The organism is Bradyrhizobium sp. 22, from assembly GCF_000482425.1.
Lineage (GTDB): Bacteria > Pseudomonadota > Alphaproteobacteria > Rhizobiales > Xanthobacteraceae > Bradyrhizobium > Bradyrhizobium japonicum_B.
In genome coordinates this window covers 265,854-278,564 of sequence record NZ_KI519400.1, presented here as the reverse complement: position 1 = coordinate 278,564, position 12,711 = coordinate 265,854, and the positions used below count along the sequence as shown (strand labels likewise).

General features: G+C 63.6%; 17 protein-coding genes and 1 pseudogene. 9 read left to right on the top strand and 9 right to left on the bottom strand.

The window, feature by feature from the left end; translation table 11 throughout:
- The first annotated feature begins 4 nt into the window (after positions 1-4).
- On the top strand, positions 5-127 hold the full coding sequence (locus K410_RS41310) for a hypothetical protein (protein ID WP_283805937.1): 123 nt from the start codon (positions 5-7) through the stop codon (positions 125-127).
- Positions 128-179: 52 nt separating this feature from the next.
- On the opposite strand, the gene K410_RS0126740 is transcribed toward K410_RS41310, so the two are convergent.
- The gene (locus tag K410_RS0126740; RefSeq protein ID WP_245269540.1) at positions 180-515 is read right to left on the bottom strand and encodes a YybH family protein; all 336 of its coding nucleotides are present in this window, start codon (positions 513-515) and stop codon (positions 180-182) included.
- A gap of 47 nt (positions 516-562) precedes the next feature.
- On the opposite strand from K410_RS0126740, the gene K410_RS0126735 reads away from it, so the two are divergent.
- Together K410_RS0126735 and K410_RS0126730 are read left to right on the top strand one after the other, a co-directional pair.
- Positions 563-3,682, top strand: a complete 3,120-nt coding sequence (locus tag K410_RS0126735) for a LuxR C-terminal-related transcriptional regulator (protein ID WP_245269538.1) — start codon at positions 563-565, stop codon at positions 3,680-3,682.
- Positions 3,683-3,816: 134 nt separating this feature from the next.
- A complete protein-coding gene (locus K410_RS0126730) occupies positions 3,817-4,101 on the top strand; it encodes a hypothetical protein (protein WP_028137713.1) in 285 nt (94 codons plus the stop codon).
- Between the two features lie 61 nt (positions 4,102-4,162).
- On the opposite strand, the gene K410_RS0126725 is transcribed toward K410_RS0126730, so the two are convergent.
- From K410_RS0126725 to K410_RS0126710, 4 genes are all read right to left on the bottom strand, one after another.
- Entirely contained in the window at positions 4,163-5,449 is a 1,287-nt protein-coding gene (locus K410_RS0126725; RefSeq protein ID WP_028137712.1) for an NRAMP family divalent metal transporter, read from the bottom strand.
- A gap of 237 nt (positions 5,450-5,686) precedes the next feature.
- Positions 5,687-5,872: a hypothetical protein gene (locus tag K410_RS0126720; RefSeq protein WP_028137711.1), complete on the bottom strand. Its 186-nt coding sequence runs from the start codon at positions 5,870-5,872 to the stop codon at positions 5,687-5,689.
- Between the two features lie 222 nt (positions 5,873-6,094).
- Positions 6,095-6,721, bottom strand: a complete 627-nt coding sequence (locus tag K410_RS0126715; RefSeq protein ID WP_028137710.1) for a hypothetical protein — start codon at positions 6,719-6,721, stop codon at positions 6,095-6,097.
- 26 nt (positions 6,722-6,747) lie between these two features.
- Complete coding sequence (locus K410_RS0126710) at positions 6,748-7,068, bottom strand: hypothetical protein (RefSeq protein WP_028137709.1); 321 nt, start codon at positions 7,066-7,068, stop codon at positions 6,748-6,750.
- Between the two features lie 247 nt (positions 7,069-7,315).
- On the opposite strand from K410_RS0126710, the gene K410_RS40565 reads away from it, so the two are divergent.
- Complete coding sequence (locus tag K410_RS40565; protein WP_245269537.1) at positions 7,316-7,474, top strand: hypothetical protein; 159 nt, start codon at positions 7,316-7,318, stop codon at positions 7,472-7,474.
- Positions 7,475-7,492: 18 nt separating this feature from the next.
- Here K410_RS40565 and K410_RS0126700 read toward each other — a convergent pair whose 3' ends face one another.
- On the bottom strand, positions 7,493-7,687 hold the full coding sequence (locus K410_RS0126700) for a hypothetical protein (protein ID WP_049820325.1): 195 nt from the start codon (positions 7,685-7,687) through the stop codon (positions 7,493-7,495).
- A 130-nt stretch (positions 7,688-7,817) separates the two neighbouring features.
- On the opposite strand from K410_RS0126700, the gene K410_RS0126695 reads away from it, so the two are divergent.
- Entirely contained in the window at positions 7,818-8,048 is a 231-nt protein-coding gene (locus tag K410_RS0126695) for a hypothetical protein (RefSeq protein WP_028137706.1), read from the top strand.
- A gap of 140 nt (positions 8,049-8,188) precedes the next feature.
- Here K410_RS0126695 and K410_RS0126690 read toward each other — a convergent pair.
- Positions 8,189-8,959, bottom strand: a pseudogene (locus tag K410_RS0126690) (EAL domain-containing protein).
- Between the two features lie 351 nt (positions 8,960-9,310).
- On the opposite strand from K410_RS0126690, the gene K410_RS0126680 reads away from it, so the two are divergent.
- Both K410_RS0126680 and K410_RS0126675 read left to right on the top strand, forming a co-directional pair.
- Positions 9,311-9,559 (top strand): hypothetical protein, encoded by a 249-nt coding sequence (locus K410_RS0126680; RefSeq protein ID WP_028137705.1) that lies wholly within the window; start codon positions 9,311-9,313, stop codon positions 9,557-9,559.
- A gap of 142 nt (positions 9,560-9,701) precedes the next feature.
- Positions 9,702-9,971: a DUF6894 family protein gene (locus tag K410_RS0126675; RefSeq protein WP_028137704.1), complete on the top strand. Its 270-nt coding sequence runs from the start codon at positions 9,702-9,704 to the stop codon at positions 9,969-9,971.
- Here the strand turns inward: K410_RS0126675 and K410_RS0126670 are convergent.
- Together K410_RS0126670 and K410_RS0126665 are read right to left on the bottom strand one after the other, a co-directional pair.
- Positions 9,965-10,192, bottom strand: a complete 228-nt coding sequence (locus K410_RS0126670) for a hypothetical protein (protein ID WP_028137703.1) — start codon at positions 10,190-10,192, stop codon at positions 9,965-9,967. The two genes, K410_RS0126675 and K410_RS0126670, sit on opposite strands and share 7 nt — an antisense overlap.
- Complete coding sequence (locus K410_RS0126665) at positions 10,189-10,389, bottom strand: hypothetical protein (RefSeq protein ID WP_028137702.1); 201 nt, start codon at positions 10,387-10,389, stop codon at positions 10,189-10,191. The genes K410_RS0126670 and K410_RS0126665 overlap by 4 nt, the downstream gene beginning before the upstream one ends.
- A 508-nt stretch (positions 10,390-10,897) precedes the next feature.
- Here K410_RS0126665 and K410_RS0126660 point away from each other — a divergent pair.
- Both K410_RS0126660 and K410_RS37305 read left to right on the top strand, forming a co-directional pair.
- A complete protein-coding gene (locus K410_RS0126660) occupies positions 10,898-11,677 on the top strand; it encodes a DUF4261 domain-containing protein (protein WP_028137701.1) in 780 nt (259 codons plus the stop codon).
- A gap of 205 nt (positions 11,678-11,882) precedes the next feature.
- Positions 11,883-12,515 (top strand): imm11 family protein, encoded by a 633-nt coding sequence (locus tag K410_RS37305; RefSeq protein WP_080672254.1) that lies wholly within the window; start codon positions 11,883-11,885, stop codon positions 12,513-12,515.
- Positions 12,516-12,711: the final 196 nt, after the last annotated feature.

Below are 12,711 nucleotides of genomic sequence, written 5' to 3'. Positions count from 1 at the left end.
GAGCATGAAGATGCTCGTCGCGCGCGTAGCCCGCGGAAGCACAAGGCCGAGTTGGACGCTGCTGGCGATTTCGTTTCTCATCTCGGCGGTCATCGTGATCGCCTTGCGCATCGTCTTCGGCGGTTAGTTGCGGAGACACCCCGCAATGCCGGCCCGGATCGCGCCGAAGGACTCTAGGTCTAGGGCAGGGGACTGCAGTCCAGGACCTTGATCCTGCCGGAGGTGTCAAACGCCAGTGCCGCGCTCATGACGCCCGTGCTGGTGAGGTAGGAGATCACGGTTCCGCGGTCCGAAGGATTGAGATCGTCCAACGTGCCCGCCGGATATTTTCGGAGGTGCTCGATCCAATAGGCACGAAGTGCTTCGCGGCCGGTGATGGTCTGGACGCCGTTGCAGCCGCAGTGCACCACGGCATCGTCGGCATGAAGGTCCAGGATCGCTTCGATGTCGCCGGCGCGATAGGCGTCAAGCCAGTCGACCGCAACGGCCATGGGGTCAAAGGAGATATTTGTCACTGACTGCCGTCCAACCTTATTGAGGCCAGGGGAACCAAATCGATTGCTTGTATTTTATTATTCCACCCGGCCACGGCCATATGCCGAAGGACATAGAGGACCGGGCCGAGGCAAAGTCGATGTTGGACGCGTCCGCCAAGCAGGGAATCCTCAAACCCATCCGGCTTGTGCTTGTTGATCGGCAACCGATCGTCCTGCAGGGACTGAAGTCAGTCCTCGGGACACAGCAGGATTTCGATGTTGTTGCGTCCGCCAGCGACGGGGCAAGCTGCCTCGAGGCCATCCGGACTCTGTCGCCCGACGTCGCGCTCATTGCCGATACCTTGCAGGACCTGACGGCGTCCGACATCCTCGCGATCGCGAAGGCCGAGAAGCTTTCGACACGCCTGGTGTTCTTTGTCGAATCCGACGCCAACCACGGTCTGGCCGCAGCGATCGCTGCCGGCGCCTGCAGCGTGATTTCGAAATATGTGGCTCCCGGCCCCATGCTGCGATCGCTGCGGCTGATGGCCAAGAGCGGTGTGTCGCTGGAGCAGACCGATCTCGTACCAGGCGGCGAGGACGGCGACGGCGGCAGCAAGCTCGAAAAGATGCTGGAGCTATTGACGCCGCGAGAACGTCAGATCGTCCGACTGGTCGCGGAAGGGATGTCGAACAAGGAGATCGCGCGCCGGCTCGACGTTTCCCAGGGGACAGTCAAGGTCCACCTGCACAACATCTTTCAGAAGCTCGAAATCACCAACAGAACGGTGCTTGCGACCCTCTCGTGGCTGCAACGCACCTCCGGCTTCAGCGCGCTCGCACTGGCCTTTCTGGCATTCGCGATTGCGGACGAACTCAAGGCGTCGGACGCGAACGACATGTTGGCGAACGACGATGGCCCAGGCCAGACGGCCGAGCAGGCCGGATATGAGGTCTGGAAGAAGGCCATCCTCCAGCGCTTCATCGTCTCGGAATCCGGCGAGACGTTCCCGCTTGCCGCGAGGGACTTGCTTGCGAAAGCCAGCCAAGCCACGAACCCCGCGACGGCAATGGAAGCGCTGCGCGCGGCGGAGCAATTCCTGGGTTCGCGACCGTGGAAAGACGGCGCTGCTGTCGGATCCGGCGCGCCAAGTCTTGCTGCGCTCTTGCAGCGAGAAGCCAACGACACTCCGACCGCAGGTGACCTTACCGCGGAAAATCACCTTCCGCGGTCGGTTGTCCATCCAACGTCGATCCCCGGAGGCTATGCCACCTTCGCCGCTCTCGCCGGCGCGTTGATCTACACCCTCAATGATTCCCATCATGGCGCGCAGGCGCGTGAGTTGGATCAGGCATCGATCGACAGCTTCCTGACCGGCACCGGAGACGATGCGGCCACAAAGCTCGCCGCGATCACGCATGTCGACGCCGATCGCGCTGAGAACTCAGCCCCGCATTTCCTTCCGCACGATGATGGCCGGCCTTCCGGCCCTGTGACCGGAAGCGGTGACCTGGCTCACCAAGGCGTTCAGGGGGAAACGGGCCGGGGCGCGGCAGGCGACATTGGCCAAGGAGACAATGGCCACAGAATTGATGGCGTGTTGAATCCTGGCGATCCTTCCGGCCCCGGCGGCGATGGCCGCGATCAACTGATGGACGGCAACGTCGAAAACGTTGTTCATCGCGGCTCGTCCGATTCGAAGTCCAGCTCTTCCGACACGGCGGATGTCGTAGCCGAACCGGACAGGCTCAATCTGGCGGCTTTCGGGGCACTTGCTTACTTGCATCTGACGGCGGCAGCCAAATTCATACCGCCACATACCCTGGCCTGGATCTACGATCCCGCAAGCAACCAGACGATCGTCTATGTCAATCCGACCGACCATATCCTCGAGATCGGGGATCGCGGCCTGCTGGAAATCCATCTGCAGGGAATCGTATCCGTCGCGGACCTGGATGTCGTTCACCAATCAGATGGCGCGGTTGTCGCGGTCACGCTGGAGCAGCTCGAACAAGCGCTGATACCCGTGACGGCAAGCGATGAGGCTGCTTCCAGTACGGACAGCATCCATGGGAGCGGGAGTGCACTTGGCGCGGTTTGGAGTGCCTTGGCAGACGACAATTCGAGCTTCCAATTCGCACGCGTTGGGACAGGCTCCGGAACGCCGGCAAAGTCCGGCGCCTTCACGCGCGCCCCGACGGATAGGACTGAGGACAGCGCCGGAGAGTCCAGCGCGTCCGCCTCCGCATCACCGATCGTGGCGGGTCATGGTGGGACGCCTCCGACAGTCGAAAATCCCACCTCGAAGAGTGAGCCGGCGAACGCCCGCGCTCCGTCGACCACGCAGAACGAGATGGTGCCACCGGGTCTCCAAACGGCCGACAGCGTCAGCCGTGGCAATTCCGATCACGCTTCGGACCCGGGACCGGAAAGGGTCGCGGAGAAGACCGAAGCGGACTCCAAATCCCATGATGGCGCTGGGAAGGACAAGGAGCATCATTCCCAGGCTGCGGACAATTCCCCGGGGGGGACCAACGCGCCACAGCCGAGCGCCGCCGACCACGGCAATTCGGGCCACTCGGCTTCTGGCAAAGCAGCGGAAGCAGGCGAGCGCGGCGCAACGCAAGGCAACACTGACCACGGAAAATCTCAGCATGCTGCGAAGGCGGAATCCACAAAGGCGGCAACCGCCGAGATGGCCGAGGCCAGGCCCGACCCGCACAGCAACGCCGGGAAGGACAACAACCACCATTCCCGGGCTTTGGATGGTCCGCAAGGAGCGGTGGCGGAGGCAGAACCCGGCGGCGCCAGTCACAGCAAATCGGGCCATTCATCTTCGGCCCAAGGAGCGAACGCAGACGAGCGCGTCGCAACCAACGGCGACACCGACCATGGCAAACCGCAACAGGTTGCGCATTCAGGTGGAGGCGGATCAGAACCCGCGCAGCCGGCAAAAGCTGCCAGCGATCCTGGCGGCGCCGATCAACAGCCAGTATTCCGCTTCGATGGCGAGGCAGCTGCGGCAACGTTCGTCGGGTCCGTCGATCCTCAAGACCATCACAACCCGCACGCCGCGCCCGGTCAGGAAGGCCTCAGGGCGATCGTCGAAATGGTCCCTCATGGTCCGGACGAACACGTGGTGCCGCTGGGCCATCATGGTCAGCATCCCGGCATTCTACCTGGGTCCCATGATTTGCTGACTTGAACATCCTCATTGCACGACACGTGCAGCACCGCGACGCCGCGGCGCAATGTCGAGTGGAACCAGGTTGACGTTGCAAGGGAACCGGCAGGGGCGCTTTCGAGTTAACCTGCAATAGGACAATAGCGGATCATGTGATGAAAAGCGGTCGCTTTGGCAGTTCGATTTCTACCGCCCTTCGCCATCCCGGCGTGATCGCGTTGGTCGTGGCCGGCGTGGCGATTGCGGCCATGCTGATCGTCGATCACGGCCCGTGGAATCGTGCCAAGACCCAGCCGGCCCATGTTGCGATGTATGCGACCACGGGCGAAGCGGCACGGGCCGCCGGGGCCAAGGTGCTTCCGACCACTCCGAAATCGCCGATCGAGCCGGCCCGACCCGGGCCCAAGACGTCCCCTGTCGTCAATCCCGTGACGCCGTAATCTCGTCAGTCCTTGCGAGCGAAGGTCAAAGCCCGCTGCTCGCCTTCGCAGCTTGGTCGCGTCAGCCGATCGCCGATGAGGCGAGCAAAGCGAGGACGGCCAGCGCCATCAGCGCGGTACCGAGCCAGCCAAGCGCGATCAGCGACGGCCTTGCCCTGAAGCGGCCCATGATCGCGCGGCTCGAGACGATCAGCATCATCATCGCCATGATCGGGACGGCGACGATGCCGTTCAGCACCGCGCTCCACACCAGCATCTGGATGGAGTCGATCCCGGTGAAGCCGAGGCCGAAGCCGATGAGGGTCGCCGCGGCGATGATGGTGTAGAAGCCGGCCGCTTCGTCCGGCTTGGCCTCCAGCGTGGCGCGCCAACCGAAAATCTCCGCAACGCCGTAAGCGGCCGAGCCCGCCAGCACCGGGATCGCGAGCAGGCCCGTGCCGATGATGCCGAGCGCGAACAATGCGAAGGTGAAGTCCCCGGCGAGCGGTCGCAGCGCTTCGGCCGCTTGCGTCGCCGAATCGATGTTGGTGATGCCGTTGGCGTGCAGCACCGACGCGGTGGTCAGAATGATGAAGAAGGCGATGCCGTTGGACAGCAGCATGCCGGAGATGGTGTCGGTCTTGATGCGGTCGAGCTCCCGATGGCCGCCGCGCTTGAGCTCGCGCAGCGGCTTGTCGCGTGTGCCCTGGTTCATCTCCTCGACCTCCTGCGAGGCCTGCCAGAAGAACAGATAGGGGCTGATCGTGGTGCCGAGCACGGCGACGACCATGAGGAAATAATCGGCGCTGACATGGGCCTTGGGCCACACCGCGGCGAGCAGCGCCGTGCTCCAGGGGATCTTCACGGTGAAGGCGGTCGCGACATAGGCGAACAGCGCCAGGGTGAGAAATTTCAGCACCGGCGAATAGCGGCGATAGGGCAGGAAGACCTGCAGCAGGGTCGAGCCCGCCGCGAAGATCAGCGCGTGCTCGTGGTTGAGCCCGCCGATCACGAGCGACAGCGCCTCGGCCATCGCGGCGATGTCGGCGGCGATGTTGAAGGTGTTGGCGGCAACCAGCATGGCGACGAGACCCAGCACCGTCCAGCGCGGCGCGATCTGCATGACGTTGGCGGCGAGCCCCTTGCCGGTGACGCGGCCGATCCGCGCGCTGACGAGCTGGATCGCGATCATGAAGGGGGTGGTGAGAAACACCGTCCACAACAGCCCGTAGCCGAATTGCGCGCCGGCCTGCGAATAGGTGGCGATGCCCGAGGGATCGTCGTCGGCAGCTCCGGTGATTAGGCCCGGCCCCAGCCGTTGCAGAAGCGTCGGCGCGGATTTCGTCGGTGTAAGGGCGCTGTCGCTCATGGAAGGGGGACCTCGATCGGGCGGTGCTTTCATAGCAAATACTAAGAACGGAACATAGGTTCCATCCTGAGCGGGGGCGCCGCCGCTTCTGAAAATGCTAATTCAACTTGACCGCCGGGCAAAACACGTGTAGATTGCCATCATCGCAAGCCTTCTAAACCGCTGGTCGCTTGGGCGACTCCATCGCGTTCAGGCGGAGTCTGGAGCGGTCGCGACGGGAGGTCCTGCGCCGCCGCGCTACTTGATGCTGACGAACATGCCCCAGGCCGCCGCCAGCGCCGCGCCGGAAAAGACGATCAGCGGGTTGTCGCAGAATGCACCACCATAGGTGCACATGGTGACGCCGAACGAGCCGATCTCGTGATGGCTCGCCGAATAGAACAGTCCCGACAGCACCAGCAATGCAGCGGCGACGTAGTACATGGGTGATCTCTCCGAGGCTCGTCCGATGGCGCCCGCGCAAAGAGAGCAAGCGGCGCGCTTCAGCATGGCGCGAGGAGCTTTCATTCCGCCAAATCCGATGCGCCGGATTTTGCTAAATTTGGTGCGATTTCCGGTTTGTCCCGATGGGGCAGAGGTGGATCGCGCTCATGAAAAAAGGCCCCGCATTGCGGGGCCTTTGCCGTTATCTTGCTTGACGAGCGCTTATCGCCGCGTACCCGCGCCGTAGAGCTCGCGCTCGCGGCCGATGTCCTCCGGCGACAGCGGCGGGCTTGCCGCATCGAAGTCGGTCCAGCCGCTCTTCTGCCAGGCCGCACTGCGGTCCTGCAGGTTCACGGCTCGCTCGTTGAGCAGCGCATCGAGCCGCGCGTGGTCCTGGTCAGGCACCCGCGCCGACACCAGCGTGCCGCCGCGCCGAACGCCCTCGGCATAGCGCGAGGCCTCTTCCTTGGAGACGCCGGCTTCGGTCAGGGCACCGACGATTCCGCCCGTGGCCGCACCAGCGGCTGCGCCGGCCGCCATCGAGGCGAGCCACCCTGCCGCGACGACCGGCCCGAGGCCGGGGATGGCGAGCAGGCCGAGACCTGCGAGCAGGCCCGCCGCGCCGCCAAGGCCGGCGCCGATGCCGGCACCGGTGCCGGCGCCTTCGGCGCGGTCGTCGACGCCGTCGCGGTCACGATCGACCTTGCCGGAGCGGGAGCCGTACCAATTATCGGAATTGTTGGCGACGATGCTGATGTCGGAGTGCGGCACGCCGGCGCCTTCGAGACGGGTCACGGCGCGCTCGGCATCGGCATAGGAGTCGTACAGGCGGGAGATGGTGGTTGTCATGTGCATGATTCCTTACTTGGTCGGCCTTACTTGGCGGGGTTCACGTTGCCCTGGAAGTCCAGGCTGACGTCGGTCTTGCTGCCGGCCTTGTCGGCCTTGCCGCGCCAGACGCCCTGGTCGTCCTTGTGCAATCCGGACACGTTGGAATAACCGGCGCCCTCGATCCGCGATTTCGCCTGTCCCTCGGTGAAGCTGTTGCGGCCCTCGACCGGCTTGTTGGAATTGTTCTGGTCCGAGCTGTTGACGGCGTTGTTGCCCGGCCCGCTTTGGGCGGGCTGCGACTGCGCGCTTGCGGGCACGGCTGCGAGCATCAGCAAGGTCGTGACGAGTGCGGTAAGACGTCTCATTGTTTTGTTCTCCGGCGGTGAATGTGCCGGCGACAACACGTCAGATTCGAATTGGTTGCTATCGTGCGAAGCTGCGAATGCGGCAGCGGCGTCTTGCTTCGATCGCGGTCGCGCCGGTGAGGGGCGCGAGCAACGATTGCCACGCTAGTCGGAGGAACTTCGCCTCCGGCGACCGATTGTCTTCGCTTTCACAGCAGGCGAGACAGCTCAGACCATGCAATCACGCTATCCGTTGTTGAAGAGGTGGATGACGGAGGAGCATGAGCAGTTGAAGACCATGGCTGAGGCCGGCAAGCGGCCCGACGAAATCGCCTCCGCGCTCCGACGGAGCGAAGCGGCCGTGAGGGCGCGGGCCTGGCAGCACGGCATCGATTTGCGGACTGTGACGGGAAAACGCAGCAAATAGGCGGCTTGGCTGGTCGCGTTACTTCGCCGGCTGAGCGTCCGCGCGGGTCGCTGCCGGCTCCCACGGGGCCGGCAGGATGACGCGGATGGGGCGAACTTCCGCATCGCCCTGCACGGCTGAGGCGGCGCGATCCTTTGTCGGCTCGGCCAGCGCTACGGACATTAACGCGATCAGCATCGCCAGCGACGTCGTCACAAGTCTTACATCCAGCATCGAAGCCTCCAGTTTGCGCCTTCAACGCTGGCGCTCGCAATTGGTTCGAGGCCCAATCCGGGAACAAGTGGCAATATTTGAAGTTTAAAGCAGACAGGTCCGGATCACCGGGTTGCTGGAGGAGGACGTTATGAAGATTAAGACCATCATTGCTGCTGCCGCCGTGCTGACGGCGTTCGCGGCGCCCGCATTCGCGCAGTCGTTCTACGTGGTGCAGGACGTCAAGACCAAGAAGTGCACGATCACCGAGGCGAAGCCGACCACCACGGAAACGACGGTCGTCAGCGGCGACACGATCTACAAGACCAGGTCTGAAGCCGAGGCCGGCATGAAGACCGTCAAGGTCTGCACCTCGAACTGAGGATGCACTGAGACGACGATCGGCGCCGGGGCTCCTCGGCGCCGCGCTTTCGAGGGAGGCCGCGCAAGCGGCAAACGAAAGCCCGCGTGGAGCGATCCGCGCGGGTTTTTGATTGATGAGCGGCTCAGGCGGAAACTGCCTCACCCCGCGAGCGAGACGTCGATCCGTTCGAATCCCCGCACCGCCGGCAGCGACATCAGGGCGGGCCTTGCGAAATAATAGCCTTGAAATAGCGCGATTCCGGCGGTGCGCAGGGTGACGAGCTCGGCCTCGCTCTCGACGCCCTCGGCCAGAACCGTGATGTCGAGCTCGCGCGCGATTTGCGCCAGGCCTGAGACGATCACCTGCTAGGGTCGGCTGAGATGGATGCCGCGCAGCAGCTCCATGTCGATCTTGATCAGGTTCGGCTGCAGCCGCGCCAGCAGGCCGAGGCCGGCATAGCCGGCGCCGAAATCATCCAGCGCCGTCCAGAAGCCGAGCGCCTTGTAGGTGCGCACGATGTTCTCGACATGGGCCGGATCGCTCATCCGCTCGTTCTCGGTGAACTCGAACATCAGGCTGGACGCGGGAAAATTCACGCGGCGCGCCGCTTCCAGCGATTTCCGGATGCAGGCGCGCGGCTCGTACACGGCGTTCGGCATGAAGTTGATCGAGAGCCGCGTGCGCGGATCCACAAACAGCCGGCCGGCGGTTTCGATCGCCATCACGCGGGCGGCCTGGTCGAAGCGGTAAAGCTCCTTGTCCGTGAGCTGGCTGAGCACGCTATGCGCGCTCTCGCCGCTGGGGCCACGCACCAGCGCCTCATAGCCCCAGATCCTGTTCTCGGCGACGTCGACGATCGGCTGGAATGCCATCTTGAACTCGAACGGCAACTCCGCCCCGTCAGCGCATCCGGCGCACGTCACGCCCATCTTGCAAGTCTCCTGCAGCCCTTCACCTGCGCGGACGTTATGGCGCACCCGTTAAGGAACAGCGAAGCGCGGGCAGGGGCTCCCTGAGGGCGTTGCCCAGGTTCATTTGTGAACACAAGCAGGCGGGCCATCAGCGTCAGGATCTGACGAAACACGCCTGAAACAATGCTGAAACCCGATTGTCCTGAACTTCGTTCGCCCGGGCCTCGACCAACGGAGCGAAAAGGAGATCATCATGATCCAGATCGGTTCGAAGGAAGAAGTCGCGTTCCTGCTGGCGCTGTTCGGCACCCACACCCAGCCGGTGCGGCGGCCGAAGCCGAAATCGCAGCAGAGGTGAGAAGCAAACCCATGCCCGGTTTGGCCGAATGCCAGAGCCTGCTCCGGCTCCTGATCGCCAGGGGCGATCCCAAGGCCATCCCGCTCGCCAAGGGCGCCATCGATCAATATCTGAACACGGCGCCGGTGAGCTGCCGCGGACGGGGCCTGCGCGTGCTCCAGCGCGACGCACTCGACCAGCACGACGTGGCGGTCGGCGTGCAGCGCTCGTTCGCCGAGACGGTGGACGCCTATATCGAGCGCAAGCTCGCGGAAGAGTAGGGGACTGGCGTCAGCGGGCCGGCTTTCTCTCGGCCGGTCGATGCGACAGGAGTCTCCGGACCCATCGGGTCGAACGGAATGTTTCTCCTCGTTTGCAACCTTTGCCTGCTTCTCGACCTGTTAGGGCAAAGGGAATACACACATGCCGCGATATTACTTCGACTTACATGACGAGCTCGGCACGGCGATCGACGAGGAGGGGCTGGAACTGTCCAGCATGCGCGCGGTTCAGGGCGAGGCCGCCAAGTCGGTCGGCGACATGGCGCGCGACGCCATTCTTTCCGCGCCGACAACCGGCGTCAGGCGGAGGATGGCGATCGACGTTCGCGACGCCGGCGGGCCTGTCATGCAGGTGACATTCAGCTTCGCGATCGAGACGTTCAACGCACGAACGCCATCCGGCGATCATTGACGCGTCAGCGTCGGCCGCGATGGCTGCGGCGGTGGCGGCCAGGATTGCCCGGACTCGAGCACCGCGATCTTGCGGCCGAGCTGCCATACCTCGACCTTACCGTGCCGCGTGAACTGCCGCGCGAAGGCCAGGGCGGAATCGTCGGACGCCGCTTCGAAGGCTTCGGCCGAGCGGAAGACGCCGTTCTCGCCGACGAGATAAGCGCGATATTGCTGGTTCATGTCGGCGCCCTCAGGCCGGGCGAGCGCAGCCAGGCCTCGATCTGCATGGCCGTCTCATCCTGCCGGGCCCGGCGCAGCAGCATCTCGCGGCGGCGTCCCGGCGCGAGCGCGCGCGCTTCGTCGCGGCAGCGCGCCGCTTCGTCCGCGAGACGTTCGGTCAGTGTTCTGGTCTGCTTGAAACGGCGACGCGTCAGCATGGCGCATGTCCCTTGTTCGAGGGGGGCGGGAGCGCGAACCGGCGTTCTCAACACCGGTCTCGTGCCACGGGCCTTGCGGTGATGCCTGAAGGCTACGCCCGCTGCATGGGTGAGTCTGTATCTTTTGATGCGTCTCCAGATTAAATTTCGAAGCACAAGCTGAGCTTGTTGAGCGGCTTACTCAATTTGAGTGCGAGGCTTTGCGCGAGCTCATTTCGCTGGCGCGTGCGCACATGCCGCGAGCCGCCGGCCGACTTTTGCCGAACGCAAACAAAGGCAAGTGCGTGGCGAAGGACGCGTCGGCGGCGGTGCGGGCTGCGGCAACGCCCGCGTTCGCGCGGGGGCGGCGCGCACCACGGGCCGTCTCCTGCGCGGCCGGGATCCTCCTCGGCTCCTCCAAAAACGTCGATTGACACCGTTCTCTTTTTGTTCTAGTTGATCCATATTTCAACCTGTGGGCGAACGCCGACGCATCGGTGTTGGCCTGATTTTTTTCGCGGGGCAGTCGATGAGTAGCTCGCTTCTGGCTTTTGTCTTGTTGGACGATCCGGTGACGCCGGACATGTCGGCGGTCGCCAAAGTTCTTCGCGCCCGCCATCCCGAGCTGGCAACGGAGGCGACCGGGGAAGAGCGGGCGCAGCAGGCCCAAGCAAATTCACCGCTCATTCGCTGCGGCAACGAGCTCGTCGCCGTCATGCCGATGCCGGCGCCCATCCCGCACGACCAGGGGCTGTGGGCGCGGGCCGCCACGAATTGGCCGGAGAGCAAGGCCGTGGCGGGGCGGCATCGCGGTCATCTGATCGTATCGACGCTCGGAAAGAGCGAGCAGCCGCTGGTCTCCGCACGCATCACGACCGCGGTGATCGGGGCTTTGATCGCGACGATGCCGGAAGCCTGCGGCGTCGTGTGGGCCGGCCGGGTCGCGCGGCCCGCCGAGCTCTGGCTCGAGACGTCCCGCGATGCTTTCGCACCGTTCCCCGACTATCCCTTCACGCTCTGGGTCGACATTCTTCCGTTCCGGTCCGGCGCCAGGATCGGTGCGGTCACGATGGGATTGTCGGCCTTCGTCGGCCGCGAGATCGAGTTCGTCACGGCCAAGCTCACGCTGCCCGCGTTGTTCGACAAGGTGGCCGGCCTTGCCGCGTATCTCATCGAGCATGGCAGCGTGGTGAAGGACGGCGACACGATCGGGGCCAGCGCGAGCGAGCGAATCCTGGTGCGTCACCAGGACTCCGAGGCGTTTGGCGGGATGCCGGTGTTTTACTGCGTGGATGAGTTCGTGCAGTGATGTCGAGGCGCGACTTGCGATCGGGACTGGCGGCACGATTCATTGCTCGAAATCGGTCGTTTGACACGTCGGGCAAAACACCAGCAGAATGGCATCATCGGAAGAGCCCGACCGATCGCGGGAAGCCGCGAGGTTTATTGTTGCGCAGTCGATCGTGGTCTTCGCCGCGCGTCATTGCAGACATGAGGCCTGATAGGTTCAAGTTATGAGCGACGACAAGGCGTATTCTGTTGCAAAGCGGCCCAGACCGAGCAAGCGCCGTTTCTACGAAATCGGCCACAGTTTTAACAGCCGACCGGGCTTTCAGGTTTTGGACGAGAGCGTCTTTCCTCCCTACCGAGAACGTCGGCTGCCGGCTTCTATGCCGCCCGTGCCTTACATGTTTGACAAATCTGATGGCAGGCTGGATTACGACCTAGCTCTCTGCTTCGCTTGGTGGCTTGTTTCGGATCGAACCAAAACGGTCTTCGAGAGGGTTGACCCGGAAGCCTTTGTTTTTGTGCCGTGCGACGTGCGAGTGCCGCGAGGTCGCTATCATGGGCCGGACTATTGGGTCTGCGATGTTGTTCGCGTCCTCGACGCACTGGATGAATCGGCGTCTTCCGTGAGCATCGGAGTCCAGGACGATGTTCGCTGTATCAATTACGGCCAGAAATATTACACGCTCATTTCCGACTTCAAGCTGGCCTTCAGAGAAGCTGCGATCGGCGACGCGCACATCTTCCGCATGGCCTACAACGACCTGACTGTCATCTGCGATCAAGAATTAAAGGACGCTTGCAAGTCGGCGGGGCTGAAGGGAATTCGCTTCCACGACACCTCAAAGGGCTTGTTTTGACGTCGAGCCTTTCTGAGAGGTGACGTTGGCTGCAGGCGGCTGCGCTTCGCCGAACATGCGAGAGCAGCCGGCCGCCCTCGCTTCGACGATCCATCGGTTCAGGCCTGCTGATTTCTGCTAGCGGACAAGGCTGATTCCACCGAGCAGACGGGCCGCCAATGCTTCTTCTCCTCCAAAAAATAGCACTTCATAAGGT

Excerpts from the sequence above, each read along its gene's own strand:
- K410_RS0126710 (WP_028137709.1), bottom strand. The coding sequence starts at position 7,068 with ATGAGACGTCTTACCGCACTCGTCACGACCTTGCTGATGCTCGCAGCC.
- K410_RS41310 (WP_283805937.1), top strand. The coding sequence starts at position 5 with ATGAAGATGCTCGTCGCGCGCGTAGCCCGCGGAAGCACAAGGCCGAGT.
- K410_RS0126730 (WP_028137713.1), top strand. The coding sequence starts at position 3,817 with ATGAAAAGCGGTCGCTTTGGCAGTTCGATTTCTACCGCCCTTCGCCAT.
- K410_RS0126725 (WP_028137712.1), bottom strand. The coding sequence starts at position 5,449 with ATGAGCGACAGCGCCCTTACACCGACGAAATCCGCGCCGACGCTTCTG.
- K410_RS0126715 (WP_028137710.1), bottom strand. The coding sequence starts at position 6,721 with ATGACAACCACCATCTCCCGCCTGTACGACTCCTATGCCGATGCCGAG.
- K410_RS0126665 (WP_028137702.1), bottom strand. The coding sequence starts at position 10,389 with ATGCTGACGCGTCGCCGTTTCAAGCAGACCAGAACACTGACCGAACGT.
- K410_RS0126680 (WP_028137705.1), top strand. The coding sequence starts at position 9,311 with ATGCCCGGTTTGGCCGAATGCCAGAGCCTGCTCCGGCTCCTGATCGCC.
- K410_RS0126670 (WP_028137703.1), bottom strand. The coding sequence starts at position 10,192 with ATGAACCAGCAATATCGCGCTTATCTCGTCGGCGAGAACGGCGTCTTC.
- K410_RS0126675 (WP_028137704.1), top strand. The coding sequence starts at position 9,702 with ATGCCGCGATATTACTTCGACTTACATGACGAGCTCGGCACGGCGATC.
- K410_RS0126660 (WP_028137701.1), top strand. The coding sequence starts at position 10,898 with ATGAGTAGCTCGCTTCTGGCTTTTGTCTTGTTGGACGATCCGGTGACG.
- K410_RS37305 (WP_080672254.1), top strand. The coding sequence starts at position 11,883 with ATGAGCGACGACAAGGCGTATTCTGTTGCAAAGCGGCCCAGACCGAGC.
- K410_RS0126720 (WP_028137711.1), bottom strand. The coding sequence starts at position 5,872 with ATGTACTACGTCGCCGCTGCATTGCTGGTGCTGTCGGGACTGTTCTAT.
- K410_RS0126700 (WP_049820325.1), bottom strand. The coding sequence starts at position 7,687 with ATGCTGGATGTAAGACTTGTGACGACGTCGCTGGCGATGCTGATCGCG.
- K410_RS0126695 (WP_028137706.1), top strand. The coding sequence starts at position 7,818 with ATGAAGATTAAGACCATCATTGCTGCTGCCGCCGTGCTGACGGCGTTC.
- K410_RS40565 (WP_245269537.1), top strand. The coding sequence starts at position 7,316 with ATGACGGAGGAGCATGAGCAGTTGAAGACCATGGCTGAGGCCGGCAAG.